Source organism: Tardiphaga sp. 866_E4_N1_4 (assembly GCF_052076075.1).
GTDB lineage: Bacteria > Pseudomonadota > Alphaproteobacteria > Rhizobiales > Xanthobacteraceae > Tardiphaga > Tardiphaga robiniae.
Genome location: NZ_CP197242.1, coordinates 1,956,877 through 1,981,753, shown reverse-complemented (window position 1 = coordinate 1,981,753; position 24,877 = coordinate 1,956,877). Strand labels below are relative to the sequence as shown.

Genomic DNA, 24,877 nt, shown 5'->3' with positions numbered 1-24,877 from the left:
GCAACTTCCTGGAGCGTCCTTGTGTCCCTGACCCTGTCCACCGAAGAACCCGCATCCCAGCGCGGTGACGATCCTGCTCACCAGGAGGCCGATGCCCGGCTGCGCGAGGACATCCGGCTGCTCGGCCGCATCCTTGGCGACACCGTGCGCGATCAGGAAGGCGAAGCGGTATTCGCCCTGGTCGAGAACATCCGTCAGACCTCGGTCCGTTTTCACCGCGACGAGGACAAGCTGGCGCGGCGTGAACTCGAAGCCATTCTCGACGGCATGTCGATCGCCGAGACCGTGCGCATCGTTCGCGCCTACAGCTATTTCTCCCATCTCGCCAATATAGCGGAGGACCAGAACAACATCCGCCGGATGCGGGCGCAGCGCGCGAATGCGGCCAACGCATCGGGCACGCTGGCCCATGCGGTGAAGCGCGCGCGCGAGGCCGGCATCGATGCCGCGCTGCTCAGCAAGTTCTTCGGACAGGCGCTGATCTCGCCGGTGCTGACCGCGCATCCCACCGAAGTGCGGCGCAAGAGCACCATCGACCGCGAAATGGAAATCGCGGCATTGCTGGACCGGCGCGAGCGCATGCAGCTCACCGCCGAGGAGATCGAGGCGTCGGAAGAGCAATTGCGCCGCGCCGTCGTCACCCTGTGGCAGACCAATCTGCTGCGCCGGAGCAAGTTGACGGTGCTCGACGAAGTCGCCAACGGATTGTCGTTCTACGACTACACGTTCCTGCGTGAGGTGCCGCGTCTGCATTGCGTGCTGGAGGACAGCCTGCGCGCGCAGGGCGGCGCTGCCGAACTCGGCTCGTTCCTGCGCATGGGCAGCTGGATCGGCGGCGACCGCGACGGCAATCCGTTCGTCACGGCAGATGTGATGCGCGGCACCATGATGCTGCAGAGCAGGCGCGCCTTCAGCTTCTATCTCGACGAACTCCACGCGCTGGGCGCGGAACTGTCGATGGCAGCGCATCTCGCCGATGTCTCCGATGAACTCCGCGCATTGGCCGAACGCTCCCCTGATCCATCGCCGCACCGCGCCGGCGAGCCCTATCGTCTGGCGATCTCCGGCGTCTATGCCCGCATGGCGGCAACGGCCCATGCGCTCGAGCTGCCGAACCGCCGCGCAGCCGTGGGCGATGCGCCGGCTTACGTATCGGCGCAGGAGTTCAAGGCCGATCTCGACGTGCTCGATCGTTCGCTGATCGCTGATAATTCCGCAGTCATCGCCCGCGGCCGGCTGCGGCAATTGCGCCGCGCGGTGGATTGCTTTGGCTTCTATCTCGCCAGTCTCGACATCCGGCAGAATTCCGCTGTGCATGAGCGCACCGTCGCCGAACTGATTGACGCGGCGATGCCCGGCACGTCCTATCTCGCGCTCGGCGAGGAGGCGCGCATCGCGCTGCTGACGAATGAATTGAAGAACGCGCGGCCGCTCGGCTCGCTGTTCGTCAAATACAGCGATGAGACGCTGGGCGAACTCGCACTGTTCCGCATGGCGGCGCAGGTTCATGCGAAATTCGGCGCGGCGGCAATCCCCCAATGCATCATCTCGATGTGCAAGGGCGTCTCCGACATGCTCGAAGTCGCAGTGCTGCTGAAGGAGGTCGGGCTCGTCGATTGCTCCGGTCGCAGCGCCATCAATATCGTGCCGCTGTTCGAGACCATCGAGGATCTGCAGGCCTCTGCAGCCATCATGGACCGCATGTTCTCGCTGCACGACTATCGCAAGTTGGTCGACAGCCGCGGCGCGGTGCAGGAAGTCATGCTCGGCTATTCCGACAGCAACAAGGATGGCGGCTTCGTCACTTCCGGCTGGGAACTGTACAAGGCCGAGATCGAGCTCATCGAAGTGTTCGAGCGGCATCACATCCGGCTCAGGCTGTTCCACGGTCGCGGCGGCTCGGTCGGCCGCGGCGGCGGCCCAAGCCACGATGCGATCCTGGCGCAGCCCGGCGGCGCGGTGGATGGCCAGATCCGCATCACCGAACAGGGCGAGATCATCTCCAGCAAATATTCCAATGCCGAGGTTGGCCGCAACAATCTGGAAATCCTCGCCGCCGCAACGCTGGAAGCAAGCCTGCTGGCACCGAAGCACAGCGCGCCGCGCCGCGAATATCTCGAAGCCATGGAGGAGATTTCCGAACTGGCCTTCAAGGCCTATCGCGGGCTGGTCTATGAGACCGAGGGCTTTGTCGATTACTTCTGGGAATCCACCGTCATCAATGAGATCTCGACGCTGAACATCGGCAGCCGTCCGGCCTCGCGCAAGAAGACCCGCGCCATCGAGGATTTGCGCGCGATCCCGTGGGTGTTCTCCTGGGCGCAGTGCCGCTTGATGCTGCCGGGCTGGTATGGCTTCGGCAGCGCCATCGAGGCGTGGCTCGCCAATCATCCCGACAAGGGCATGGTCTTCCTGCAGGAGATGCACCGCGAATGGCCGTTCTTCCGCACGCTGTTGTCCAACATGGACATGGTGCTGGCCAAGAGCTCCATCGCCATCGCCTCGCGCTATGCTGAGCTTGTCGCCGACCAGAAGCTGCGCGAGACCATCTTCGGCCGCATCCGCGGCGAATGGCATCTGTGCATCGAGACGCTGCTGGATATTATGGAGCAGGAGCGCCTGCTGCAAAACAATCCGCTGCTCGATCGCTCGATCCGCAATCGCTTCCCGTATCTCGATCCGCTCAACCACGTGCAGGTCGAGCTGCTGAAAGAGCACCGTGCGAATAATCCGGACGAGCAGGTGCTGCGTGGGATTCAGCTGACGATCAACGGGATCTCGGCGGGGCTGCGGAATAGCGGGTAGGGGGAGCGCGCAGATGTGAGTGGCCTCCCTCCCCCTTGCGGGGAGGGTCGGCCGAACGAGGCGATGCGACGCATCGCCGAAGTGGAGGCCGGGGTGGGGGTGCCACAGGCGCCGTCGCTTGTGGCACCCCCACCCGTCACGTTTGCTCGCTCCGCTCGCAACGCGCCACCCTCCCCGCAAGGGGGAGGGTGAAGAAAGCCCTCAACAGAAATGCGCGCCCTGCGTTTCCACATAGACCGCATAGAGTGACTGGCTCGCCGTCATGAACAGCCGGTTGCGCTTCTTGCCGCCGAAACACACGTTCGCGCAGGTCTCCGGCAGCTTGATCTGGCCGATGCGCTGGCCGTCCGGCGCGAAGATTTGCACGCCGTCATAGCCGTCGCCGACCCAGCCGGCACCGACCCAGATATTGCCTTCGGTATCGACGCGCAGCCCGTCAGGGAAGCCGGACTTGCCATCCAGCGTCATGTCGATCAGCGGCTTGCCATTCGAGAGCTTGCCGCCGTCGACGTCGTACTGCCAGACGACATTCTTGGCATTGGGATAATGCGTGATGCCGGTGTCGCAGACATAGAGCTTCTTGTAGTCCGGGCTGAAGGCCAGACCATTCGGCTTGAACGGATCGTCTGCGACCTTGCTGATCTGGCCGTTCGTTGGATCGATGCGATATACCGCTTCCTTCTGGTGCGGCTGCGTGACGCCCGGCGCCGCGCGTTGTCCTTCATAGAGATTGATGGCGCCGTAGCCGGGATCGGTGAACCAGATCGCCTTGTCGATCGGATTGACCACCATATCGTTCGGCCCGTTCAGCGGCTTGCCGTTTGCCTGTTCAGCCAGCGTCGTGACGCTGCCATTGTGCTCGAAGCGGACAAGGCGCGTGCGCTGCGCGGAAAGCTGGCGGCCCTCGGTGTCGAACGAATTCCCGTTGCTCTCCTCGGATGGATAGCGGAAGCGCTCGGAGATGTGGCCGTCATCGTCGAGATAACGCAACTGGCGATTGGCAGGGATATCGCTCCAGATCAGATACTGACCCTGTGCATTCCACGCCGGTCCCTCCGCCCACAGGCAGCCCGTATAGAGCCGCTTGATGACGGTGTTGCCGACTCTCGCCTTGAAGCGATTGGCGTCGATGACGACGATATCGGGATCGGGATAGCGCTGCGGTTCCGCGCCGCGGTTGAAATTTCGCGCCAGCGCATCGGGCGCGATCAGCGATGTCGCGGCCATTGCCGCGGCGCCGCTCAGGATTTTTCTGCGACTGAGTGAGTTGGATATTGCGGCGGGTTGAACTGCGTCGTTCGCGTCGAGCTGAGTTGGCATCGTCGTCCTCCCGGCTTTTCTGGTTTGCTCCAGTTATTGCCAGCAGTCTAAATACCGTTGCGACGGCGATGCTACACAATTCGATGCTGCCGCGCGGTCATGGCGGTGCACAAGCGCGCATCGCAGCGCAGTGAACGTTTTGATAGTTCCATGCGACCAACACCAAAGCTCTCATTTGATGCGCGGTTCCCCATGTCGTTGTTTCGCTGTCACATATGTGTTGCAGTCGCTTCTGCAGCATTGCTGTTCGCCACATCATTGTCAGCACACGCGGATAATGGATGTCGCCCGCCGATGGATCAGCGGATGATCGCAGGCTGTAGCGATATCATCGATCGTCCCGGCGCAACGGATGCCGAGCGCTCCGAAGCGCTTCGCCTTCGCGCCATCGGGAACTTCGAACTCGGCCATATGGAGGCGGCGCGCGCGGACTTTACTGCGTTCATCGCACTCAATCCTGATTTTGCGAAAGGCTATGGCGCGCGCGCCATGGTCCACAACCGCCTCGACGAATTCGATCTGGCTATCGCGGATGCTAACAAGGCGATCGCCCTCGATCCCACTTACTCCTCGGGCTTCGGCTCGCGGGCGAGCGCCTATGAATCCAAGGGCGATTTCGTGCGGGCGCGCGCCGACTATGACAAGGCGATTCGCCTGCAGCCGGGCAATTCGTCCTACCACCGCGGACGCGGAATGTTGCGGAAGAGATTGGCCGACATCGATGGCGCGATCGCGGATTTCTCGGAAGCCATCCGCCTCGATCCGAAAGACTATGCGGCGTTTGCATTGCGCGGCAACAGCCGTGCCGCTAAGAAAGACTACGAGAGGGCGTTGGCCGACTATGACGCTGCGCTACAGATCGAGCCCGGCGACAGCTATGCCCACCGTGGTCGCGCCGACATCAGGATTCGACGCGGCGACAATGACGGCGCGATCGCGGATTTCGATGTCGTTCTGGCCGGCAATCCGAACGACGTCGGCGCCCATGTTGACCGCGGCATCGCCTTCGCGCGCAAGGGCGATTTCGCCGGCGCGATCCCGGACCTGGATGCGGCGCTGAAGCTGAGGCCGGATGATCCCGACACCCGCAACCGGCGGTCGCATATGAACTTCATCGAGGGACATTTCGCCGAGGCTGCCGCCGATTTCGGCGACGTGGTCGAGAAGACGCCGGAATACGAGCTGGGCAAGCTGCTACGCTACATCGCGCGGGCGCGCAGCGGCGACAACGACATCGGCGAGCTAAAACGCAATACCGACAAGCTCGATCGCAAGGGCTGGCCATGGCCGATGGTCGCGGTCTATCTCGGCCAGATGAGTCGGGAGGAGATGCTCGCCAAAATGAAGAACATGCGGCTGGAGGACGACTTCGGCGATTGCGGCGTGTCGTTCTATCTCGGCCAGTATCTGATGGTGAAGCACAAGCCGCAGGAGGCGCTGCCCTATCTGAAACAGGCAGCTGAAGTGTGCCGGGGCGATGGCGAATTCGAGCGTGACGCGGCTCGCGCCGAGCTCAGGCGGCAGCAGGCGGCGCGCTGATCAATAAAAAAGGAGCAGCGTTGGCACTGCCCCTTTTTTGACGTTTGCCGGCAAGCGCGCTCAGACCTCGTGCTTGTCCGAAGCGAAGATCGCGATGAGCGTGATCGTCGCGGCGGCGAGCACGTAATAGCCGATGTAAGCGAGACCGTAATTTGCCTGCAGCCAGGTGGCGATATAGGGCGCCAGTGAGGCGCCGAAGATGCTCGCCAGATTGAACGTCATCGACGAGCCGGTATAGCGTACGGCGGTCGGGAACGGTGCCGCCAGCGCGGCGCCGATCAGGCCATAATTGACGCCGAAGATCGCCAGACCGATCAGCGCGAAGGCATAGATGCCCGCCACGCCGCCTGACAGCAGCGGCGCCAGGAAGAACGAGAACACGATCACCATCAGGCAATTGGCGATCAGCAGCGTGCGGCGACCGATCTTGTCGGCGAGCAGGCCGGCCAGGATGTTGGTGGTGCCGAAGGCGACGGCGCCGGCGATCTGCACCTTGAGCGCGTCGAGCAGCGACATCTTCGCGATCCCGACATTGTAGGACAGCAGATAGGCCGTGCAGACATAGAAGAACACGAAGGTCATCAGACCGACCAGCGTGCCGAGCACGAGGCTGCGCTTGTGCTTGCGCAGCAGCTCCATGCTGGGGACGGCAACGCGCTCGGCCTTCTCGATTGCCTTCTGGAATTCCGGCGTCTCGGTGATCGACAGGCGCACCCACAATCCGATGGCGATCAGCACGATGGAGGCGAGGAACGGCACGCGCCACGCCCAGCTCAGGAACGTTTCCGGCGAGACGAAGTGCAGCAGAATGAAGAACGTGCCGGACGACAGGAACAGGCCGAGCGGCGCACCGAGCTGCGGGAACATGGCGTACCAGTTGCGCTTGCCTTCCGGTGCATTCTCGGTGGCGAGCAGCACTGCGCCGCCCCATTCGCCGCCGAGTCCAAAGCCCTGACCGAAACGGCACAGCACCAGCAGCAGCGGCGCAGCGAGGCCGATCTGCGCGTGAGTCGGCAGCAGGCCGATCAGCACGGTCGAAATGCCCATGGTCAGCAAGGCTGCGACCAGCGTGGTCTTGCGGCCGACGCGATCGCCGAAATGGCCGAACACGACAGCGCCGAACGGACGCGCAAAGAACGCGATCGAGAACACCGCGAAGGACGCGAGCAGCGCGGCGGTGTCGTTGCCAGCCGGGAAGAACAGTTTTGGAAACACCAGCACCGCGGCGGTGGCATAGACGTAGAAGTCGAAGAATTCGATCGTGGTGCCGATCAGGCTCGCCAGCAGAACGCGGGCGGGGGAATTCAGCGGCTTGGAATGCGGCATGGCCGCGGAGGGCATCGCGCCCGCGTGATCTGTCATGATGTTCGTCCAGCAAATGCGGTTTCGTCCGCACATGCGTGACGTCAAACCCGTTGATTGCTGGTGACATAGCCGGTCTTGGCCGGCGTTTGAATTCTTTACGACGAAATTAGCGCGATCTCGGGTCAGATAAGACCGCTATGCATAGCTATTTGAGTAATATTGTTTGGTTTTCGATTTTGGGTTGTGGAGATGGTCGGTGTGTCGGCGGCGAGAGGGCGGCAACCTCTCCACGTCATGCCCGGGCAAAGCGCGAAGCGCGGCTTCGCTAGATGTCCCGGGCATCCACGCCTTTTGTTTGGTCGCCAAGACGTGGATGGCCGGGACAAGCCCGGCCATGGCGCACAGTGTGGTTAGACTGGATCCCAGCTGAAAATGTCAGCCGAACGATCGAGCTTGTAGAACGACGACTTCAGCGCCGGCATGCCGTGCTCGGCGAGGGACTGCGGGGTCCAGCCTTCGGCGCGGTGGATCGAGCGCAGCGGGCGCGACTGGCCCATCAGGAAGATCTCGTTCATGCGCGCGGCAAAGATCTGCCCGGAGATTTCCTTGGCGTCGTCGGAGAGCAGATGCGCCACCAGCGGTGCGATCTTTTCCGGACCCATGCGCTGCATGCGTTCGACGCGGGCCTTCTCGGCTTCGGTCTCGGTCGGGATGCTGCCGATCATGCGGCTCCAGGCGAAGGGCGAGACGCAGTTCGAATTGACGCCAAAGCGGCCCATGTCGAGCGCGATCGACTTCGACAGGCCGACGATGCCGAGCTTGGCCGCCGAGTAATTGGCCTGGCCGAAATTGCCGATCAGACCCGAGGTCGAGGTGAAGTGCACGAACGAGCCGGAATTCTGCTCGCGGAAATATCGCGCGGCAGCATGGGATGTATAGAACGAGCCCATCAGATGGACCTTGATCACCATCTCGAAGGCATCGATGGACATCTTGTGGAAGATCGCGTCGCGCAGGATGCCGGCATTGTTCACCACACCGTCGATCTTGCCGTAGGTGTCCACGGCCTGCTTGATGATCTTGCTGGCCGGGATCGCTTCGGCCACCGACTCGAAGTTCGCGACGGCGGTGCCGCCGGCCTTGGTGATTTCCTCGACGACCTGTTCGGCCGGTGCCGCGCCATCGCCGCCCGACCCGTCGGTGCCGACGCCGGGATCGTTGACGACGACCTTTGCGCCTTCAGCGGCGCAGAGTAGCGCAATGCCACGGCCAATGCCGCGACCCGCGCCGGTGACGACAATGACCTTGCCGTCGAGTGATTTGGTAGATGCCATGTGGTTTTCCTTTTGGTGGTGTGATTGATGTTTTCTAACCTCTCCCCGCCGGGGCGAAGCGAAGCTTCGCTAGGCGGGGAGAGGTCGTCCCGGCGAAGCCGGGGCGGGTGAGGGGGACTATCCGCTTGCTCCGTGCTTGCGGATAGTCCCCCTCATCCGTCTCGAACGCGCTTCGCGCATTCGAGCCACCTTCTCCCCGCAAGCGGGGAGAAGGCACCGCGTTTACTTCTCGTTCGTAAAAATCACCGTGCCCGACGCGGCGAACATGCCGCCGACGCCGTGGCACACTGAGATCTTCGCGCCAGGCACCTGTGCCGGCGCGATGCCGCGCATCTGCCGTACGCTCTCCTGCAGCGCATACATGCCGTACATGCCGGAATGCATATAGCTGAGGCCGCCGCCATTGGTGTTCATCGGCAGCTTGCCGCCGGGGCGGGTGTTGCCGTCCGCGATGAACTTGCCGGTTTCCTCATGCGGCATGAAGCCGAGATCGCCGAGACCATACAATGGCAGATGCGCGAAGGCATCGTAGATCATCAGGTGATCGACGTCCTTGTGGGTAATGCCGGCTTCGCGGAATGCGGTCGGTCCGGCCACGGTGAAAGCGCGCGATGAATCGAAGGTCTTCATCTGGCTGACCATCGGCGTTTCCACGCTCTCGCCGGTGCCGAGAATATAGACCGGCTTGTTCGGGAAATCCTTGGCGCGATCCGCCGAGGTCAGGATCAATGCGCCACCGCCATCGGTGACGAGGCAGCATTGCAGGATGCGGAACGGATAGGCGATCATCTTCGAGTTCAGCACGTCCTCGACCGTGATCGGCGCCTTCATCATGGCGCGCGGATTCTTCGCGGCCCATTCACGCTGGAACACGGCGACCGACGCGATCTGCTCGTGGGTGATGCCGTGCGTCTTCATGTAGCGCAGCACGGGGATCGGGAACATGCTCGGCGGACCGTAGACGCCATAGGGCGCCTCGAACTGGCCCTGCAGGCCGTCGGCCGGAATCGAGCGCGGCAGTTTGCCGATCATCGACTTGCCGGACTCCGCGTGCGTGATCAGAACCGTCTTGCACAGGCCGGCCTCGATCGCCGCGGCCGCGTGGCGAACATGCAGCATGAACGAGCAACCGCCGACGGATGTACCGTCGACCCAGGTCGGCGTGATGCCGAGATAATGCGCGATCTGCTGCGGCGTCTCGACGGCCGTGGCGATGCCATCGATGTCGGACAGTTTTAGCCCGGCATCCTTGATGGCATTGAGGGCCGCATCCGCGTGAAGCTGGATCTGCGACATGTTGGGGATGACGCCGAGCTCGGTGGTCTCGGCTGCGCCGACAACGGCGACTGCGTTTCTGCGCATGATCTCAGCCCTTCGCCGGGCGGAATACGGGGAGGGTGATGGCGTCGTCGAGCTTCTCGAAGGCGACCTCGAGCTTCATGTCGAGTTCGAGCGCTTCGGGCGTCTGCGGGCAATCGATGATGTTGCTCATCAGCCGCGGACCTTCTTCAAGCTCGACCACGGCAATCGCGTAAGGCGGCGTGAAACCCGGCGCGGCGGGCCGGTGATTGATGACGTAGCTGTAGAGGAAACCCTTGCCCGAGGCCTTGAACACCGAGACCTTGCGCGAGGCGCAGCCGGGGCAGAACGGCCGCGGCGGAAAATACACATTGCTGCAATCGTCGCAGCGCTGCAGGCGGAGTTCGCCGGCTTTTGCGCCGTCCCAATAATGCTGGGTTTCCGGTGTCGGTTTCGGCCGCGCGCGGGCTGGTTCAGCCATGTGTGGTGTTCTCTCCCTTGGACGGGGATTTGGCCCCGTTCGTTGTCCTCTGGATGGACATTCCACATTCCACCGGGGGCGGTCCAGCGCGCGTGCTGCATGGCCGTATCTGCTCACTGCGGGACGACGTGGAATTCCGGTTGGAAAACGTGCGAGGCTTGTCCCGCTGCAACCAGGCAGGGTAGGTTGGTACGGATGGTTCAGGGAGCATGACGTGAAGCTGCGCGAGATCGCCCATTCCCGCACAGGTGACAAAGGCAACATTTCCAACATCTCGGTAATTGCCTTTGACGCAAAGCTATATCCGTTGATAGTATCCCAGGTGACCGCCGCGCGCGTGAAGGCCCTGTTTGCGGGCATCGTCGCGGGCGAGGTGGTCCGCTATGAACTGCCCAATCTGGCGGCCTTGAATTTCGTCATGGATCAGGCGCTTGGCGGCGGGGTGACGCGATCGCTCGCGCTCGATGCGCATGGCAAATCGCTCAGCTCCGCGCTGCTCGATCTGGAAATCGAGGACACTTTCGGCGATACCGACCGGGCGCCGTGACCACTTGCGGGTCCGGCAAGACACACAGGATGCCGCGACCATGAGCAACGACTTCCACCAGACCGCACCGACCCTCGCCAGCCTGGCCGCCGACCTTGCCGCCGGTCGCACCACGTCCCGCAAGCTGGTCGAAGCCTGTCTGGCCAAAATCGCCGATCCGAACGGCGAGGGCGAGCGCACCTTCATTCACGTCGACAAGGATGCGGCTCTGGCCGCCGCCGATGCCATGGATGCGCTGCGCAAGGCCAATGCCGCGCCGTCGCGCTTTGCCGGCATTCCGATCTCCATCAAGGATCTGTTCGACATCAAGGGTCAGGTGACCCGCGCCGGTTCGCGCGCGCTGGACGATTCTGCGCCGGCCGACGCCGATGCGCCGACTGTCGCACGTCTGCGCCGCGCCGGTTTCGTGGTGATCGGGCGCACCAACATGGTTGAATTCGCCTATTCGGGCATCGGCACCAATCCGCATTACGGCACGCCGAAAGGCGCGTGGAAGCGCGAGCTCGGCCATGTGCCGGGTGGCTCGTCCTCCGGTGCCGCCGTCTCCGTGCTCGATGGCATGGCGCATGCGGCATTGGGTACCGACACCGGCGGTTCCTGCCGCATTCCCGCGGCCTTCAACGGCATCGTCGGCTACAAGCCGACGCAGCGCCGCGTGCCGCTCGATGGTGCCGTGCCGCTGTCCTTTACCCTCGACAGCATCGGCCCGCTCGCACGCTCGGTCGCCTGCTGCGCGGCGATGGATGCTGTGCTGGCCGGCGAACCGGAATTTGAGCTCACGCCGCGCCCGATCAAAGGCATGCGTCTCGCGGTGCCGACGACGCTGGCGATGGACGATCTCGATCCGGTCGTCGCCTCGGCCTTCGAACGCGCGCTGAAGAAGCTCGCCGAGAAGGGCGCGATCATCGAGCGCATCGAAGTGCCTGAGTTCAACGACATCGCGCCGATGAGCACCAAGGGCGGCTTTACGGCGGCTGAGAGCTACGCCTGGCATCGCTATCTCCTGGCCAGCAAGGGTGACGTCTATGATCCCAGAGTCGCGCTGCGCATCCAGCGCGGCGAGACCCAGAACGCCGCCGACTATCTCGACCTCCTGCCGATGCGCCGTTCGTTGATCGCGCGCACCGAAAAGCGCATCGCGCCTTACGATGCGCTGGTGCTGCCGACCAGCGCGATTACGCCGCCGTCGATTGCCGACATGGAAGACGACAAGGTGTTCTCCAAGCAGAACCTGATGGCGCTGCGCAACTGCACGCTGATCAACATGATCGACGGCTGCGCCATCTCGCTGCCGATCTCGGCCGCGGACGAAGCGCCTGTCGGCCTGATGCTGGCAGCCGCCGGCGGCGCCGACCGTCGCATCTTCGAACTCGCCGCGGGGATGGAGACGCTCGTTCGTGGCTGATGTTTTCTAACCTCTCCCCGCAGGCGGGGAGAGGGAGCGCGACGCCGGAACTCACTTTCAATTGCAAGCAAGGAAGAACCATATGACCACCGAGATCGCGTTCACGCTGGACGCAAAGGGCACCAAGACGCCGCTGACGCTCAAGATCACCCAGGGCGTCATCGCCGGCTGGACCGGCCGCGATCCCGTCGCGCGCGATCATCACATCAAGGAACTCGAGGCGCTCGGCATCGCGCCGCCGGCCTCGACGCCGATCTACTACCGCTGCTCGGCGCGCCGCTTCACCACTGACGGCATGATCGAATGCACCGACGAGAATTCCTCGGGCGAAGTCGAATTCTGCCTGATCGCGTCAGGCGGCAAGACCTATGTCGGCGTCGGCTCCGACCATACCGACCGCAAGGTCGAGACCTACAACATCACCGTGTCGAAGCAGATGTGCGACAAGCCGATCGCACCTGTCGTGTGGGAGCTCTCCGAACTGCTTCCGCATTGGGACCAGATCATCCTGCGCTCCTGGGCGACCATCAAGGGCGAGAAGGTGCTGTATCAGGAAGGCCTGCTGAGCGGCATGCTGCCGGTGGCCGAACTGATCAAGAAAGGTTTCGACAGCGACACGCTGCCAGACGGCACGGCGATGTTCGGCGGCACCTTCGCCGCCAAGGGCGGCATCCGCCCGGCCGATCGTTTCGACTACGAGATCGAAGATCCCGTGCTGAAGCGCAAGATCAGCCATGGCTATGATGTGAAGACATTGCCGGTGGTGGGTTAACCACCCGCTCGTCGTAGTCCGACACTCGTCATTCCGGGGCACGCGCGCATCTTCGTGCGCGTGAACCCGGAATCCCGACGTGTTTGGCTCCCGGAGACCCCCCATGCCGAGATTCCGGGTTCGCGATCGCCAAGTGGCGCTCGCGCCCCGGAATGACAGTGAGAGGCATCCGGAAATCGGGTGGCTTCACCCGCCCATCTCCCCAAAATGGCCAACAGGCCATGACATGCTGATCGCGGCCGGATGACGGAGGCGATGATATGGTTTCACTCGCGAAGAAGCGCCCAGAAAACAATGACGCGCCGCAGGCGCGCGTCGATGCCATCGACTGGCAGCGCATCGGCGCCGAACTTGACGCCCAGGGCTGTGCCGTGTTCGAGAAACTGCTCACGCCCGATGAGTGTCGTCACCTCGCATCGCTCTATCCCGACGATTCCCGTTTCCGCAGCCGCATCGTCATGGGCCGCCACGGCTTCGGCCGCGGCGAATACAAATATTTCAACTATCCGCTGCCCGATCCGATCGCCGGCCTGCGTCCGGCGCTCTACGGACCATTGAGCACGATCGCCAATCGCTGGAACGAGGCGATGGGGATCGACGTGCGCTTTCCCGCCGATCACGCCGCGTTTCTCAAGCGCTGCCACGACGCCGGACAGACCCGACCGACGCCGCTGCTGCTGCAATATGAAGCCGGGGACTACAACTGCCTGCATCAGGATCTCTATGGCGAACACGTGTTTCCGCTACAGGTCGCGATCCTGCTGTCGGAGCCGTCGGAGGATTTCACCGGCGGAGAATTCGTGTTGACGGAGCAGCGTCCGCGCATGCAGTCGCGCGCCGAAGTGGTAGACTTGCGGCAGGGCGATGCCGTGGTGTTCGCCGTGCATCACCGGCCGGTTGCCGGCACATGCGGCAGCTATCGCGTCAATCTGCGCCATGGCGTCAGCCGGGTGAAGTCGGGCCGGCGCCATACGCTCGGGGTGATCTTTCACGATGCGAAGTGACGGGACGACTGAACAACCGCGATGACCGACCTGTTTGCCGATATCAGGGATGACCAGCCTGCGTGTGAAGAGCTCGCCGAGGGAGCCGTTCTGCTGCGCAACTTCTTCGCCGCCGAACAGCCGGATGTAATCGCCGCGCTGCGTATGATCGTGAAGGCGGCGCCGTTCCGCCATCTGGTCACGCCGGGCGGTCACACCATGTCGGTCGCCATGACCAATTGCGGCCGTGTCGGGTGGGTGTCGGATCCCCGGGGCTATCGCTACGACCCCGTCGATCCCGACAGCGGTAAGCGATGGCCCGAAATGCCGGTGCCGTTTCGCGATCTCGCCGCGCGCGCGGCGGTTCAGGCCGGCTTCGAGGCCTTCGTGCCGGATGCCTGTCTCATCAATCGCTACAAGCCCGGTGCCAAACTCTCGCTGCACCAGGACAAGGACGAGCTGGATCTGCGCGCGCCCATCGTCTCGGTGTCGCTCGGCCTGCCGGCGACATTTCTGTTCGGCGGTCTCACCCGCAGCGCGCCCACGAGGCGCTATCGTCTGACCCATGGTGATGTCGTGGTCTGGGGCGGCCCGTCGCGGCTGGCCTATCATGGCGTCGCGCCGCTGCCGGATGGCGAGCATCCGGTCATGGGCGGCCAGCGCATCAATCTGACCTTCCGCAAGACCTGTTGAATGGGACCTGTTGAGCGCTGCGCGTTGAACGCTTTCCTCGGCTGCCGCGACCATTCTATGGTCGGGCGGGTGAGGGGACCATGAGCGAGCAGGAACGAACCGGCACACAGGCCGCCACCAGCAACGGCGCGGGCGTCTATCTCGCCGTCCTGCAACTGGTGTTCACGCTCGGCTGGGTCACCTATGTGATCTATCTGCCGAAGCTCGCCGCCGATGTCGGCATTGCGCCGACCGTCGTGATCTTCATCTTGATGCTCGATCAGGCGATCTTCACCGTCACCGATACGGCGATGGGCCTGGTCGCTGACAGGATCGCGCGCGTGGTCGGGCGGCTCGGTCTCATTGTCGGCATCCTGACCGCAGTGTCCTGCGCAGCCTTCGTCGCGCTGCCTTTCGTTGCCGGGCAGGGACCGAAGGCGCAAGTCGCGCTGATCGCATTGATCGTGATCTGGTCGGCAACATCCTCTGCCTTGCGCGCGCCGCCGCTGACATTGCTTGGCAAATATGCGGCGCGCCCATCGCGGCCATTTCTCGCGGCGTTGGCCATGCTCGGCTATGGCGTTGCCGGCGCGCTCGCGCCCTATCTCGGCACGACATTGCGCGGCGTCGATGCGCGGCTGCCTTTCGTACTTGCCGGCGTCGTCTTGCTGATCGTGACGCTGGCGCTGTCGCGCGTCGAGCGTGGCCTCGTGCATGTCAGCGCCCGTGAGGCAAAGGCTTTGCCGGCACCAGGCAAGGCGCTCGGCCGTGTGCCCATGCTGTTCATCGCTGCGATGGTCATTCTCGCGCTCGGCTTCCAGCTGCATTTCAGCATCAACAGCGCGCCGATGTTCCTGCGCTTCGCCAAGCCGGCCGATCTGGAATGGCTGATGCCGATCTTCTGGATCGGATTCAACATCGCGATGTTTCCGGCCAGCGCGGTGGTCAAGCGTCAGGGCGGGATTCTCGTCATTGGCGTCGCCGCATTGCTCGGCGCGCTTGCGGTGATCGGCGCGGAGTTCGCCGTGAATCTCAACATGCTGATCGCGGCGCAGTTCATCGCCGGCGCGGCATGGGGCTGCATGATGATGAGCGCGGTGTCGGCGGCGATGGCGATCGGCGAGACCGGCGCCGAGGGCAAGGTCATCGGTCTCGTCTTCTCGGCGCTCGCGCTCGCGACTTTCGCACGCGTGGCTGCGGTCGCCGGCGGATTGCAGAAGCTGCCGGACTATGCGCCGCTGCTGCACTGGGCACCCGTCGCATGCTGGGCGGTCGCCGGTGCTGGACTACTGGCGCTTGCTGCGGTTCGGTGGCAGCGCGTGCCACACACTCGTCATTCCGGGGCGGGACCGACGCCGTAGGCGACGGGACCGAACCCGGAATCCCATTATGTTCATCACCTTCCGCGGCCCGGAATTGAGGAGCGATGAACACATCGGGATTCCCCGCCACTCCAGTTGGAGTGGCTGAGGTTCGCGAAGTGCGCGCCCCGGAATGACAGTGTGAGGAGACGATTTAATCGATCGATTAAATTTTGCTGGCCAATGCATTCGGCCGCCATTACGCTTTCCTCAATAAAAACCAGAACGAGGAAACGACAATGACCCGAATGGGCATATTGGCTGCCATTGCTGTTGCTTGCCTGAACGGTTCGGCGCTTGCCGAACCCATCACCAAACCTCTCACCATCGCCGTGCTGAACGACAAGAGTTCGGTGTTTTCCGATGCCGGCGGCACCGGCAGCGTGGTCGCGGCGCAGCTTGCGATCGACGATGTTGGCGGCAAGGTACGCGGCCTGCCGGTGAAGCTGCTCGGGCCGGATCATCAGAACAAGACCGATATCGGCGTGTCGCTGGCGCGCGATCTCTACGATCAGCAGGGCGTCGATGCGATCTTCGACATCGGCAATTCGGCGATCTCGCTGGCCGTGCAGAACATGGCGCGCGAGCGCGGCAAGGTGCTGGTGCATGTCGGCTCGGCCACTGCCGACGTGTTCGGCAAGCAATGCGCGCCGACCGCTGCGATGTGGCTCTACGACACCTATTCGCTGGCGCAGGGCATCGCCAAGGCGGTGGTCAAGCAGGGCGGCGACACCTGGTATTTCATCACGGCGGATTACGCGTTCGGTATCGCCATGCAGGCGGAAGTCTCGAAAGTGGTGGAAGCTGCCGGCGGCAAGGTGCTCGGCGCGGTGAAGCATCCGGTCGGGACGATGGATTTCTCGTCCTTCCTGCTACAGGCGCAATCCTCCGGCGCCAAGGTGATCGCGCTCGCCAATGCGTCCGGCGACACCGTCACCAATATCAAGCAGGCGCGCGAATTCCAGATCGGCGAGGGCAAGCAGAAGCTCGCCGTGCTGATCTTCTATCTCACCTCGGTGAAGGCGCTAGGCTCGGAGGCCACGCAAGGCGTGCAGTATCTCGAAGGCTATTACTGGGACAATGACGACAAGAGCCGCGAATTCGGCAAGCGCTTCATGGCCAAGCACGGCAAGATGCCGACCCATGCGCAGGCTGGCGTCTATAGCGCGGTGAAGCATTATCTGCGCGCCGCCGAAGCCGCCAACGAGAATGACGGATTGAAGGTGATGCGTCAGATGAAGGCGATGCCGGTCGACGATTTCTTCGCGCCGGGCGCCCGCGTGCGCGAGGACGGCCGGCTGATGAACGACATGCTGCTGGCAGAAGTGAAGAAGCCGTCGGAGGTCAAAGGCGAGTGGGACCTGCTCACCATCAAGGGCAAAGTGAAGGCGGAAGACATCATGCGGCCGATCGCGGATGGCGGATGCACGCTGCTGGATCCGCCGGTCAAACAATAAACTCGTCGTTTCGGGGCGTACTAACCTCTCCCCGCATTTGCGGGGAGAGGTCGACGCGCCTTTCGATGCGCAGCATCGAGTGGCGCGGCGGGTGAGGGGCATCCACTGCAGTTGCTGCGAACTATTCCTATCAGATCGCACATCTTCGACCCGACAGGTTGAGCATGTGTCGTCTTTCTTGCCTCGCCCCTCACCCGACCGTCTTCGCTGCGCTACGCCGGTCGACCTCTCCCCGCGCAGAGCGGGGAGAGGTTAAGAAGGCTTCTTCGGATGAATGAACGCCCACGGACTGACTTCCGAGTCCCTGACCAAATCCACCGCGATCAGATACGGCCCGCCGTCCGCCAGCGCCTTTTCCAGCGCCGGCTTGAACTCCGCCGGTGACGTCACCCTGATAGCACCGACGCCGAATGACTCCGCGAGCTTGACGAAATCCGGATTGACCAGATCCGCCGCGACCACGCGGCCGTCGAACACCTGCAACTGGTCGCGCCGCACATTGCCATAGGCATTGTTGTTGAACACCAGCGTCACCACGCCGATCTTGAACTGCACGGCCGTCGCCAGTTCCTGCACCGCGAACATGAAGCCGCCATCGCCGGTGATCGCCACAACCGGCCGGTCCGGCTGCGCGACCTTGGCGCCGAGCGCGGTGGGAAAGCCGGAGCCGAGCGTGCCCTGATAGCCCGAGGTGATGAAGGTGCGGGGCTGATAGACCGGGAAGCCGAACCATGAGGTGAAGCCGACCTGCGACAGCTCGTCGGTGACGATGGCGTTGTCCGGCAGCACGTCGCGCAGGATGTCGAGATAGGCCATCTGCGGCTGGATCGCCTGGATGTCCTTCTGCGCTTTCGCCGAGGCTGCGCGGATCGTCTCGCGACGCCCGGCCGTCTTCGTGTATCCGGCCTTGCTTACGGCGGCGACCAGCGCGCGCGTTCCTTCTGTCGCATCGGCAACGATCGGCGCATCGACCGTGAGCCGTCGGAATTCGACGGGATCGATATCGATGCGGATAGACTTCAGCCCCTCCGGCCGGAACGGCCAGCGGAACGTGGTCGGCAATTCCATCCGCGAACCGATGCCGATCATGAGATCGGTCTGCGGCCACAGATTATAGGCGGCGGCCATGGTCAGGCCGAGCTCATGCGCATTGCTGACGATGCCGCGGCCGGAGCGGAATGCGACCACGGGCGCGTCGATCATCTCGGCGAGTGCGAGGATGTCGTCGCCCGCATCCATCGCGCCTGCGCCGACGAAGATCATCGGCGCCTTGGCGGATTTGATCAGCGCGGCGGCGGCCTTGATGCGATCGGGATCGGGCGAGGGCGCAGCAAACGGTTCAAGCGTCGTCGCTGCGGCGGTTTCCGCGCGCTGCGTGAACACATCCCACGGCATTTCCAGCGCCACGGGGCCGCGGCGGCCGGACATCATCTCCTGAAATCCGCGTGCCACCTTGGTCGGCGCGTCCCCGGGATAGTCGATGCGCTCGGCCCATTTCACGAAACTGCGGAGTGTCGCAAGCTGGTCCGGCATCTCATGCAGATGACCGCGGCCCTTGCCAAGGTAATCACTCGGCACCTGACCGGTGAGGCACATCACCGGCTCGTTGCAGCCGAAGGCGGTCAGCATCGCCGCGCTGGCATTGAGAATGCCGGGGCCGGGCACCACGCTGAACACGCCGGGCTTGCCGGAGGCGCGGGCGTAGCCGAACGCCATATAGCCGCAGGCCTGTTCGTGGCGCGCGCCGATGACGTTCAGCTTCGCCTGATGAAAGGCGTCGAACAGACCATAGACCTGCGCGCCCGGCAGGCCGAAGACCGTGTCGACGCCGTGCGCCGTGAGCCCGCTGACGATGGCTTCGCCACCGGTGAGAACAGTCATGCGTATTCCAATCCGTTAGTGTTCGTCGACGACGCCGTTGCGCAGCGTGCCGATGCCGTCCGCCTTGATCTCGATTACATCGCCGGGGACAAGATAGCGTGGCGGATCGAAGCGCGCACCGGCGCCGGTCGGCGTGCCGGTCACGATCACGTCGCCGGGCACGAGGGTCGTGAAGGTCGAGATATAGCTCAGGAGATAGCGGAAGCCGAACATCAGCCGCGAGGTGCGATCGTCCTGCCGCAGCTCGCCGTTGACATGCGTGGTGAGGCGGATGTCAGCGATCTGGCTTTCGTCGGTATAGGGCACGATCCATGGCCCGAGACTGCCGGTGGAGTCGAAATTCTTGCCTTGCGTGACGTTGAACTTGGCGTGCCGCACCCAGTCGCGGATGGTGCCTTCGTTGCAGAGCGTCAGCGCAGCGATGTGGTCCAGCGCATCGCCCTCGGCGATGTGGCGCCCGGCCTTGCCGATCACCAGCACCACTTCGCCTTCATAGTCGAGCTGCCTGGATACGCGCGGCCGCACCAGCGGCGCCTCATGTCCGACGAAGGAGCGCGGCGTGCGCATGAACATCGAAGGATATTTCGGCGCGTCCTGACCGTCCTTGTATTCGGCGTTGCGGTCCGGATAGTTGACGCCGATGCAGATGATCTTTTCCGGGGCTGGGATCGGCGGCTGCCAGGTGATGCTGTCAATCGCAAAATCCGCAGGCTGGTTGGCCGCGGCATCCGCGAGCCGGTGCAGGGCGCCGAGCGCGATGGCCTCGCGCAAAGTCGGATAATCGCCGCCATAGCGCGCGGACAGATCGACGATCCCATCATCGGTGACGGCACCGTATTTCAGCGTGCCGTTGACGGTGAAGCTGGCGAGGCGGCAGTGGGTCATGGCGCACTCACCTCACATGCTGTTGTCATCACCCGCGAAAGCGGGTGATCCAGTATCCGGCGCTGCCCGTGTTCAATCATTGTTGTCTCCGTTTACTGGATCGCCCGGTCAAGCCGGGCGATGACAGGGGAGTATGTCGCCTCAATCCGCAATCGTCACATCTGCCACGAAGGCCGGCTCGCGCACCGCCCGCCCATCGAATGGCGAGCCTTGTTCGAACCACGAGCGCGGCGCAGGTGCGCCCCACAGGGTCTGGCGGCGCGGATCCTTCAGCGACCAGCGCAGCGGCTCGTGGTCGGTGTCCATGGTCTGGTAGTCTGACGTGTAGAGCTCGAGGCGATGGCCGTCGGGATCGCGCACATAGAGGAAGAACGCATTGGAGATGCCGTGGCGGCCGGGGCCACGTTCGAGGTTCTTCAGATAGCCCGATGACGCCATCACGTCGCAGAGATGCAGGATGTTCATCGCGGTCGGCACCCAATAGGCGAAGTGGTGCAGCCGCGGTCCCCGGCCATTGGTGATGGCGAAGTCGTGGACATTGCCCTTGCGATGCATCCAGGCAGCGGCGATGCGGCCATTGTCGCCGTCCTCTTCGCCATATTCTGTTAGCCGGAAGCCGAGCCGCGCATAGAAGTCGACGGTGTCCTGCACCTCGGCGGCGAAGACGTTGAAGTGATCGAGCCGCTGCGGATGGCAACCCTTGTAGAGATCGAAGCGGCGGAGCAGATGCGGGCGCTTCTCCATCGTCGCATAGAGTTCGATCTGGAAGCCGAATGGATCGGTGACATGCATCGTGCGGCCCTGGAACGGCCGTTCGACGAAGGAATAGGTGATACCGTTGGCGGCGAACCAAGCGGCGGCCTTGTCGAGATCGTTCTCGCTGGCGACGCGAAAGCCCAGCCGATGGCAGGCTGATGTTGCCGCCTTGCGCAGCACCAGCGAGTGATGCTGGTGTTCTTCCACGGCGCGCAGATACACCGTCTCGCTGTCGGCGTCCTCGACATGCAGGCCGACGGCGTTCTCATAGAATGCGCGGCTGGCCTTGAGATCAGTGACATCCAGCACGACGTGGCTGGAGCGCAGGATATTGAAGGGCGGATCGAACACGTGGGTCGGCACGGGCATGGGCGTTTCCTGCGTTTTTATCTCGTCATTCCGGGGCGCGTGCGCACTAGCGCACGTGAACCCGGAATCCCGATATGTTCATCACTTCTCGATGCCGGGCGGTTCAGAGGGGGATGAACCGCACGAGATTCCGGGTTCACGTGCGTAAGGGCGCACGTGCCCCGGAATGACAGTCTAGATACCGAGGCGCTGTATCTTATGCGTCCCGCGCGCGAGCGAGACGTGCTTGGTCTCCATATAAAACTCGAACGAATAGTCGCCGCCGTCGCGGCCGATGCCGGAGGCTTTCATGCCGCCGAATGGCGTCGGCAGGTGGCGGACATTTTCCGAATTGAGCCAGATCATGCCGGCCTCCAGCGCGTCGGCCACGCGCAGCGCGCGGCCCACGTCATTGGTCCAGACATAGCCGGTGAGGCCGTATTGCACGGCGTTGGCGATCTCAATGGCTTCAGCTTCGTTGCTGAACGGGATCACCGTGAGGAACGGGCCGAACACTTCCTCTTGTGCCACGCGCATGTCCTTGTGTGCGCCAGTCACCAGCGTCGGCTGCACGTAATGTCCGCCGCCGGGGCCGTCATAAGGCTTGCCGCCGACGGCGATGGTCGCGCCGTCCTGCCGCGCGATGTCGAAATAGCTGCACACCTTGGCATGATGCCGCGCATGGATCAGCGGGCCGACTTCGGTTCTGGGATCGAGCGGATGCCCGACCTTCAGTGCCTGCACGCGGGCCGTGAGCTTCTCGATGAATGTATCGGCAATGCTCGCCTGCACCAGCAACCGGCTGGACGAGGTGCAGCGCTCGCCATTCAGCGAGTAGATCATGAACACCACGGCATCGAGCGCGCGGTCCAGATCGGCATCATCGAACACGATCACCGGATTCTTGCCGCCGAGTTCGAAATGCACGCGCTTCAGCGTCGGCGCGCCCTGCGCCATGATCGCGGAGCCAGTGGCGCTCTCGCCGACGAAGGCGATGGCCTTGATGGCGGGATGCTCGGTCAGCGCCTTGCCGGACTCTTCGCCGAAGCCATGCACGGTGTTCAGCACACCGTCGGGCAGGCCGGCCTGCTTGGCGAGCTTCGCCAGCAGATCCGCGGTGATCGGCGACCATTCGGCCGGCTTGTGAACCACCGTGCAGCCGGCGGCCAGCGCCGGCGCGATCTTCCAGGTGGACAGCATGAACGGTGTGTTCCACGGCGTGATGACACCGACCGGGCCGATCGGCACGCGCGTCGAGACGTTCCAGTGCTCATCGGCCGGCATGTTCAGGCCGTCGCGGGCCTCCATGCATTTGTCGGCATAGAAGCGAAAATTCTCGGCGCCGCGGATCGCGGCCTTGGCCATGAAGCGATGCGCCTGGCCGGTGTCGATACATTCCAGCACAGCGATATCGTCGGCATTGTCCTCGATGGCATCCGCTACCCGATGTAGCAGCTTCTTGCGCGCGGTCGGCGCCATGTCGCGCCATTCTCTGAAGGCGCGATGGGCGGCCTTGGCGGCACTGTCGATATCTTCTTTCGTGCCCCGCGCGACCTGCGCAAGCACGCTTCCATCGATCGGCGACGTCGTCTCGAACACCTCACCCGACGAGGACGGCACGATCCGGCCATCGATAATATTGCCGATGCCGTCGGCCTTGAGTGTCTTCAGCAGCGGCGCGGCGCGCTCGGTGTTGGCCTGAAGGACAGCGGCGGGATCGGTAGGGGTCTTAGCCATTGTTGGCCTCGGCTTTCAGCAGGTCGTGAATGGGATTGCGCTTCCAGCTCGTCGCGCTGTCGTTGATCTGCATGTCGAAGGACAGCGCAAATCGGCCGCCGGCGAAAACATCGTCGAGATGGGTCGAGACCACATCGAAGATATGCGCACCGGCCGTCTGGCGAGCCTCGAGCGAGCGGCCTTCGCCGATCCGCAGCAGGATATCGAGAAAGCTGAGGCCGGCGCGGCCGTCGGCGATGGCATAATGCTCGCAGCGGATCGCGCGGACGCGGATGCCGCCGAGCGGAAAGATGCCGGTCTGCACCGCAGCATTGCGGATGACCTCGCAGAGCGCGCTGATATCGATCGCGCCGTCGAGATTGGCCGAATATTCGATGGTGAAATGCGGCATGGTGTGTGACCCCTGTTCAGCCGAAGTAGCAGCTCACGGTACCCCAGGGGCCATAGTCCGCCTGGATCGTGTCGCCTTTGCGGGTCTCGATGGGGCGAATGAACGAGCCGGCGAGAACGACCTGACCGGGTTCCAGCGCAAGCCCATGTGGCGCGATCTTGTTGGCAAGCCAGGCGACGCTGGTGGCGGGATGATTCAGCACGCCGGCGGCGAGGCCGGTTTCTTCGAGCTGGCCGTTGCGATGGCACATGGCGCCGACCCAGCGCAGATCGGTCTCCAGTGGCCGCATCGGCCGGCCGCCGAGCACGATCCCGGCATTCGCCGCATTATCGGCGATGGTGTCGAAGATTTTTCGCGTGGCTTTGGTTGCGGCATCGACGCGCTCGACGCGGGTGTCGAGGATCTCCAGCGCCGGGACCACGAAGTCGGTGGCGTTCAGCACGTCGAACATCGTGCAGTCAGGTCCTTCGAGCCGCGTCTTCATCACGAAAGCCAGTTCGGCCTCGACGCGGGTTGCGATGAAACGGTCGGTGGGAACGATGCCGCCATCGGCGAAGAACATGTCGTCGAGCAACACGCCGGAATCCGGCTCGTCGATATTCAGCGCGCTCTGCATCGCCTTGGAGGTGAGGCCGATCTTGTGGCCGCGCACGATGCGACCCTCTGCGACCTTGATCTCGATCCAGGCTTTCTGGATCGCATAGGAATCGTCGATGGTGATGCCGGGATGGTCCAGCGACAGTTGCCGGATCTGCGTCCGCGTCTTCTCGGCGTGATGCAGGCGCTGCGCCGCGCTTGATATGTCTGAAGAGGTGAGTGCCATCGCGTCGTCATCCCGCGCAGAAAAGCCGCGCGGAAAAGTGATTAACATGTTAAGTTGTTGCGATCAAACCCCGGCCGTGACAATTCGATTGTGCGTTGCACACTGGGATGCGCCAGAATCATCTTATAGAGGCGATCATGACGACAGCATCAAAGCCACGGACCGCCGCCAAGTCCGCCGCGAAAATCCCGATGCGCGACTTCTCGCAGTCGCTGCCGATGTCGCTGCTGCGAACGCGGGAATCGGTGATGCGACATTTTCGCCCGTCGCTGCGGGCGCATGATCTCACCGAACAGCAATGGCGCATCCTGCGCGCGCTCGCGGCGTCGAGCGAGATCGAGGTAACGGAACTCGCGCGCGTCGCCTTTCTGCTCGGGCCGAGCCTGTCGCGCATCCTGCGCGATCTCGAAGGGCGCAAGTTGATCGAGCGGCGCTTGCTGAAGGCCGATTTGCGCCGCAGCATTGTTTCGATCACGTCAAAGGGATTGAAATTGATCGAGGCTGTCGCGCCCACATCGGAGGCAATCTATGCCGAGATGACGAAGCGCTTCGGCGCGCGCAAATTGTCGGACCTGCAGGCCCTGTTGCATGAGCTGGAAGCTGCGCTGCTGGCCATGCCAGCTGCCGATGGGGCGGAAGACGATGACGCTGGTGAATAACTGATCTGCATATTTTTGCGGCAAGGCCGTCGCACGTCACGCGAGCGTTAATTCGTCGTACGAATTTCGCTGGGCTGTAGACAGGAGAAGAATTTTTCGCTCAACTCCCGCCATCAA

Annotated in this window: 21 protein-coding genes; 10 read left to right on the top strand and 11 right to left on the bottom strand. The window is 63.3% G+C overall.

Annotation, left to right across the window (positions count from 1 at the left end; translation table 11 throughout):
• Positions 1 to 27 precede the first annotated feature (27 nt).
• On the top strand, positions 28 to 2,805 hold the full coding sequence (gene ppc, locus AB8B20_RS09855) for a phosphoenolpyruvate carboxylase (protein WP_439073055.1): 2,778 nt from the start codon (positions 28 to 30) through the stop codon (positions 2,803 to 2,805).
• A 201-nt stretch (positions 2,806 to 3,006) separates the two neighbouring features.
• Here the strand turns inward: ppc and AB8B20_RS09850 are convergent, their stop codons facing one another.
• Complete coding sequence (locus AB8B20_RS09850) at positions 3,007 to 4,032, bottom strand: SMP-30/gluconolactonase/LRE family protein (protein ID WP_244527893.1); 1,026 nt, start codon at positions 4,030 to 4,032, stop codon at positions 3,007 to 3,009.
• 399 nt (positions 4,033 to 4,431) lie between these two features.
• Between AB8B20_RS09850 and AB8B20_RS09845 the strand changes: the two genes are divergently transcribed.
• Positions 4,432 to 5,664, top strand: coding sequence for a tetratricopeptide repeat protein (locus AB8B20_RS09845; RefSeq protein WP_231079964.1), 1,233 nt, complete (start codon positions 4,432 to 4,434; stop codon positions 5,662 to 5,664).
• 60 nt (positions 5,665 to 5,724) lie between these two features.
• Here AB8B20_RS09845 and AB8B20_RS09840 read toward each other — a convergent pair whose 3' ends face one another.
• The 4 genes from AB8B20_RS09840 to AB8B20_RS09825 form a co-directional block, all read right to left on the bottom strand.
• Positions 5,725 to 7,026, bottom strand: coding sequence for an MFS transporter (locus tag AB8B20_RS09840; RefSeq protein WP_439072433.1), 1,302 nt, complete (start codon positions 7,024 to 7,026; stop codon positions 5,725 to 5,727).
• Positions 7,027 to 7,379: 353 nt separating this feature from the next.
• The gene (locus AB8B20_RS09835) at positions 7,380 to 8,303 is read right to left on the bottom strand and encodes an SDR family NAD(P)-dependent oxidoreductase (RefSeq protein ID WP_089265108.1); all 924 of its coding nucleotides are present in this window, start codon (positions 8,301 to 8,303) and stop codon (positions 7,380 to 7,382) included.
• A gap of 222 nt (positions 8,304 to 8,525) precedes the next feature.
• Positions 8,526 to 9,665, bottom strand: coding sequence for a thiolase C-terminal domain-containing protein (locus AB8B20_RS09830; RefSeq protein ID WP_439072432.1), 1,140 nt, complete (start codon positions 9,663 to 9,665; stop codon positions 8,526 to 8,528).
• Between the two features lie 4 nt (positions 9,666 to 9,669).
• On the bottom strand, positions 9,670 to 10,083 hold the full coding sequence (locus AB8B20_RS09825) for a Zn-ribbon domain-containing OB-fold protein (RefSeq protein WP_120291263.1): 414 nt from the start codon (positions 10,081 to 10,083) through the stop codon (positions 9,670 to 9,672).
• A 214-nt stretch (positions 10,084 to 10,297) separates the two neighbouring features.
• Here AB8B20_RS09825 and AB8B20_RS09820 point away from each other — a divergent pair, with 214 nt between their 5' ends.
• From AB8B20_RS09820 to AB8B20_RS09790, 7 genes are all read left to right on the top strand, one after another.
• Positions 10,298 to 10,630, top strand: coding sequence for an AtuA-related protein (locus AB8B20_RS09820; protein ID WP_068735784.1), 333 nt, complete (start codon positions 10,298 to 10,300; stop codon positions 10,628 to 10,630).
• A 40-nt stretch (positions 10,631 to 10,670) separates the two neighbouring features.
• Entirely contained in the window at positions 10,671 to 12,035 is a 1,365-nt protein-coding gene (locus tag AB8B20_RS09815) for an amidase (protein ID WP_439072430.1), read from the top strand.
• An 82-nt stretch (positions 12,036 to 12,117) separates the two neighbouring features.
• Positions 12,118 to 12,807 carry a DUF2848 domain-containing protein gene (locus AB8B20_RS09810; protein ID WP_439072429.1) on the top strand — a complete coding sequence of 230 codons (690 nt, stop codon included), beginning with the start codon at positions 12,118 to 12,120 and terminating at the stop codon, positions 12,805 to 12,807.
• Positions 12,808 to 13,067: 260 nt separating this feature from the next.
• Positions 13,068 to 13,811, top strand: coding sequence for a 2OG-Fe(II) oxygenase (locus AB8B20_RS09805; RefSeq protein WP_439072428.1), 744 nt, complete (start codon positions 13,068 to 13,070; stop codon positions 13,809 to 13,811).
• Between the two features lie 21 nt (positions 13,812 to 13,832).
• The gene (gene alkB / locus AB8B20_RS09800; RefSeq protein WP_439072427.1) at positions 13,833 to 14,483 is read left to right on the top strand and encodes a DNA oxidative demethylase AlkB; all 651 of its coding nucleotides are present in this window, start codon (positions 13,833 to 13,835) and stop codon (positions 14,481 to 14,483) included.
• An 80-nt stretch (positions 14,484 to 14,563) separates the two neighbouring features.
• Positions 14,564 to 15,823, top strand: a complete 1,260-nt coding sequence (locus tag AB8B20_RS09795; protein WP_439072426.1) for an MFS transporter — start codon at positions 14,564 to 14,566, stop codon at positions 15,821 to 15,823.
• 239 nt (positions 15,824 to 16,062) lie between these two features.
• Entirely contained in the window at positions 16,063 to 17,280 is a 1,218-nt protein-coding gene (locus tag AB8B20_RS09790; RefSeq protein ID WP_439072425.1) for an ABC transporter substrate-binding protein, read from the top strand.
• Between the two features lie 252 nt (positions 17,281 to 17,532).
• Here the strand turns inward: AB8B20_RS09790 and AB8B20_RS09785 are convergent, their stop codons facing one another.
• From AB8B20_RS09785 to hpaH, 6 genes are all read right to left on the bottom strand, one after another.
• The gene (locus AB8B20_RS09785) at positions 17,533 to 19,161 is read right to left on the bottom strand and encodes a thiamine pyrophosphate-dependent enzyme (protein ID WP_439072424.1); all 1,629 of its coding nucleotides are present in this window, start codon (positions 19,159 to 19,161) and stop codon (positions 17,533 to 17,535) included.
• Between the two features lie 15 nt (positions 19,162 to 19,176).
• The gene (locus AB8B20_RS09780) at positions 19,177 to 20,046 is read right to left on the bottom strand and encodes a fumarylacetoacetate hydrolase family protein (protein WP_439072423.1); all 870 of its coding nucleotides are present in this window, start codon (positions 20,044 to 20,046) and stop codon (positions 19,177 to 19,179) included.
• A gap of 141 nt (positions 20,047 to 20,187) precedes the next feature.
• The gene (gene hpaD / locus AB8B20_RS09775; protein ID WP_439072422.1) at positions 20,188 to 21,171 is read right to left on the bottom strand and encodes a 3,4-dihydroxyphenylacetate 2,3-dioxygenase; all 984 of its coding nucleotides are present in this window, start codon (positions 21,169 to 21,171) and stop codon (positions 20,188 to 20,190) included.
• Between the two features lie 174 nt (positions 21,172 to 21,345).
• Entirely contained in the window at positions 21,346 to 22,887 is a 1,542-nt protein-coding gene (gene hpaE / locus AB8B20_RS09770) for a 5-carboxymethyl-2-hydroxymuconate semialdehyde dehydrogenase (protein ID WP_439072421.1), read from the bottom strand.
• Entirely contained in the window at positions 22,880 to 23,278 is a 399-nt protein-coding gene (locus tag AB8B20_RS09765; RefSeq protein ID WP_439072420.1) for a 5-carboxymethyl-2-hydroxymuconate Delta-isomerase, read from the bottom strand. The genes hpaE and AB8B20_RS09765 overlap by 8 nt, the downstream gene beginning before the upstream one ends.
• Before the next feature lie 16 nt (positions 23,279 to 23,294).
• Positions 23,295 to 24,101 carry a 2-oxo-hept-4-ene-1,7-dioate hydratase gene (gene hpaH / locus AB8B20_RS09760; protein ID WP_439072419.1) on the bottom strand — a complete coding sequence of 269 codons (807 nt, stop codon included), beginning with the start codon at positions 24,099 to 24,101 and terminating at the stop codon, positions 23,295 to 23,297.
• A gap of 137 nt (positions 24,102 to 24,238) precedes the next feature.
• Between hpaH and hpaR the strand changes: the two genes are divergently transcribed.
• Entirely contained in the window at positions 24,239 to 24,760 is a 522-nt protein-coding gene (gene hpaR / locus AB8B20_RS09755) for a homoprotocatechuate degradation operon regulator HpaR (protein ID WP_439072418.1), read from the top strand.
• The last annotated feature ends 117 nt before the right edge of the window (positions 24,761 to 24,877 follow it).

Coding starts and splice junctions, on each gene's coding strand:
- hpaH (WP_439072419.1), bottom strand. CDS start 24,101: ATGGCACTCACCTCTTCAGACATATCAAGCGCGGCGCAGCGCCTGCAT.
- AB8B20_RS09790 (WP_439072425.1), top strand. CDS start 16,063: ATGACCCGAATGGGCATATTGGCTGCCATTGCTGTTGCTTGCCTGAAC.
- AB8B20_RS09845 (WP_231079964.1), top strand. CDS start 4,432: ATGATCGCAGGCTGTAGCGATATCATCGATCGTCCCGGCGCAACGGAT.
- AB8B20_RS09830 (WP_439072432.1), bottom strand. CDS start 9,665: ATGCGCAGAAACGCAGTCGCCGTTGTCGGCGCAGCCGAGACCACCGAG.
- AB8B20_RS09840 (WP_439072433.1), bottom strand. CDS start 7,026: ATGACAGATCACGCGGGCGCGATGCCCTCCGCGGCCATGCCGCATTCC.
- AB8B20_RS09835 (WP_089265108.1), bottom strand. CDS start 8,303: ATGGCATCTACCAAATCACTCGACGGCAAGGTCATTGTCGTCACCGGC.
- AB8B20_RS09795 (WP_439072426.1), top strand. CDS start 14,564: ATGAGCGAGCAGGAACGAACCGGCACACAGGCCGCCACCAGCAACGGC.
- AB8B20_RS09850 (WP_244527893.1), bottom strand. CDS start 4,032: ATGGCCGCGACATCGCTGATCGCGCCCGATGCGCTGGCGCGAAATTTC.
- AB8B20_RS09815 (WP_439072430.1), top strand. CDS start 10,671: ATGAGCAACGACTTCCACCAGACCGCACCGACCCTCGCCAGCCTGGCC.
- AB8B20_RS09810 (WP_439072429.1), top strand. CDS start 12,118: ATGACCACCGAGATCGCGTTCACGCTGGACGCAAAGGGCACCAAGACG.
- hpaD (WP_439072422.1), bottom strand. CDS start 21,171: ATGCCCGTGCCGACCCACGTGTTCGATCCGCCCTTCAATATCCTGCGC.
- AB8B20_RS09825 (WP_120291263.1), bottom strand. CDS start 10,083: ATGGCTGAACCAGCCCGCGCGCGGCCGAAACCGACACCGGAAACCCAG.
- hpaE (WP_439072421.1), bottom strand. CDS start 22,887: ATGGCTAAGACCCCTACCGATCCCGCCGCTGTCCTTCAGGCCAACACC.
- AB8B20_RS09765 (WP_439072420.1), bottom strand. CDS start 23,278: ATGCCGCATTTCACCATCGAATATTCGGCCAATCTCGACGGCGCGATC.
- AB8B20_RS09805 (WP_439072428.1), top strand. CDS start 13,068: ATGGTTTCACTCGCGAAGAAGCGCCCAGAAAACAATGACGCGCCGCAG.
- AB8B20_RS09785 (WP_439072424.1), bottom strand. CDS start 19,161: ATGACTGTTCTCACCGGTGGCGAAGCCATCGTCAGCGGGCTCACGGCG.
- AB8B20_RS09780 (WP_439072423.1), bottom strand. CDS start 20,046: ATGACCCACTGCCGCCTCGCCAGCTTCACCGTCAACGGCACGCTGAAA.
- alkB (WP_439072427.1), top strand. CDS start 13,833: ATGACCGACCTGTTTGCCGATATCAGGGATGACCAGCCTGCGTGTGAA.
- hpaR (WP_439072418.1), top strand. CDS start 24,239: ATGACGACAGCATCAAAGCCACGGACCGCCGCCAAGTCCGCCGCGAAA.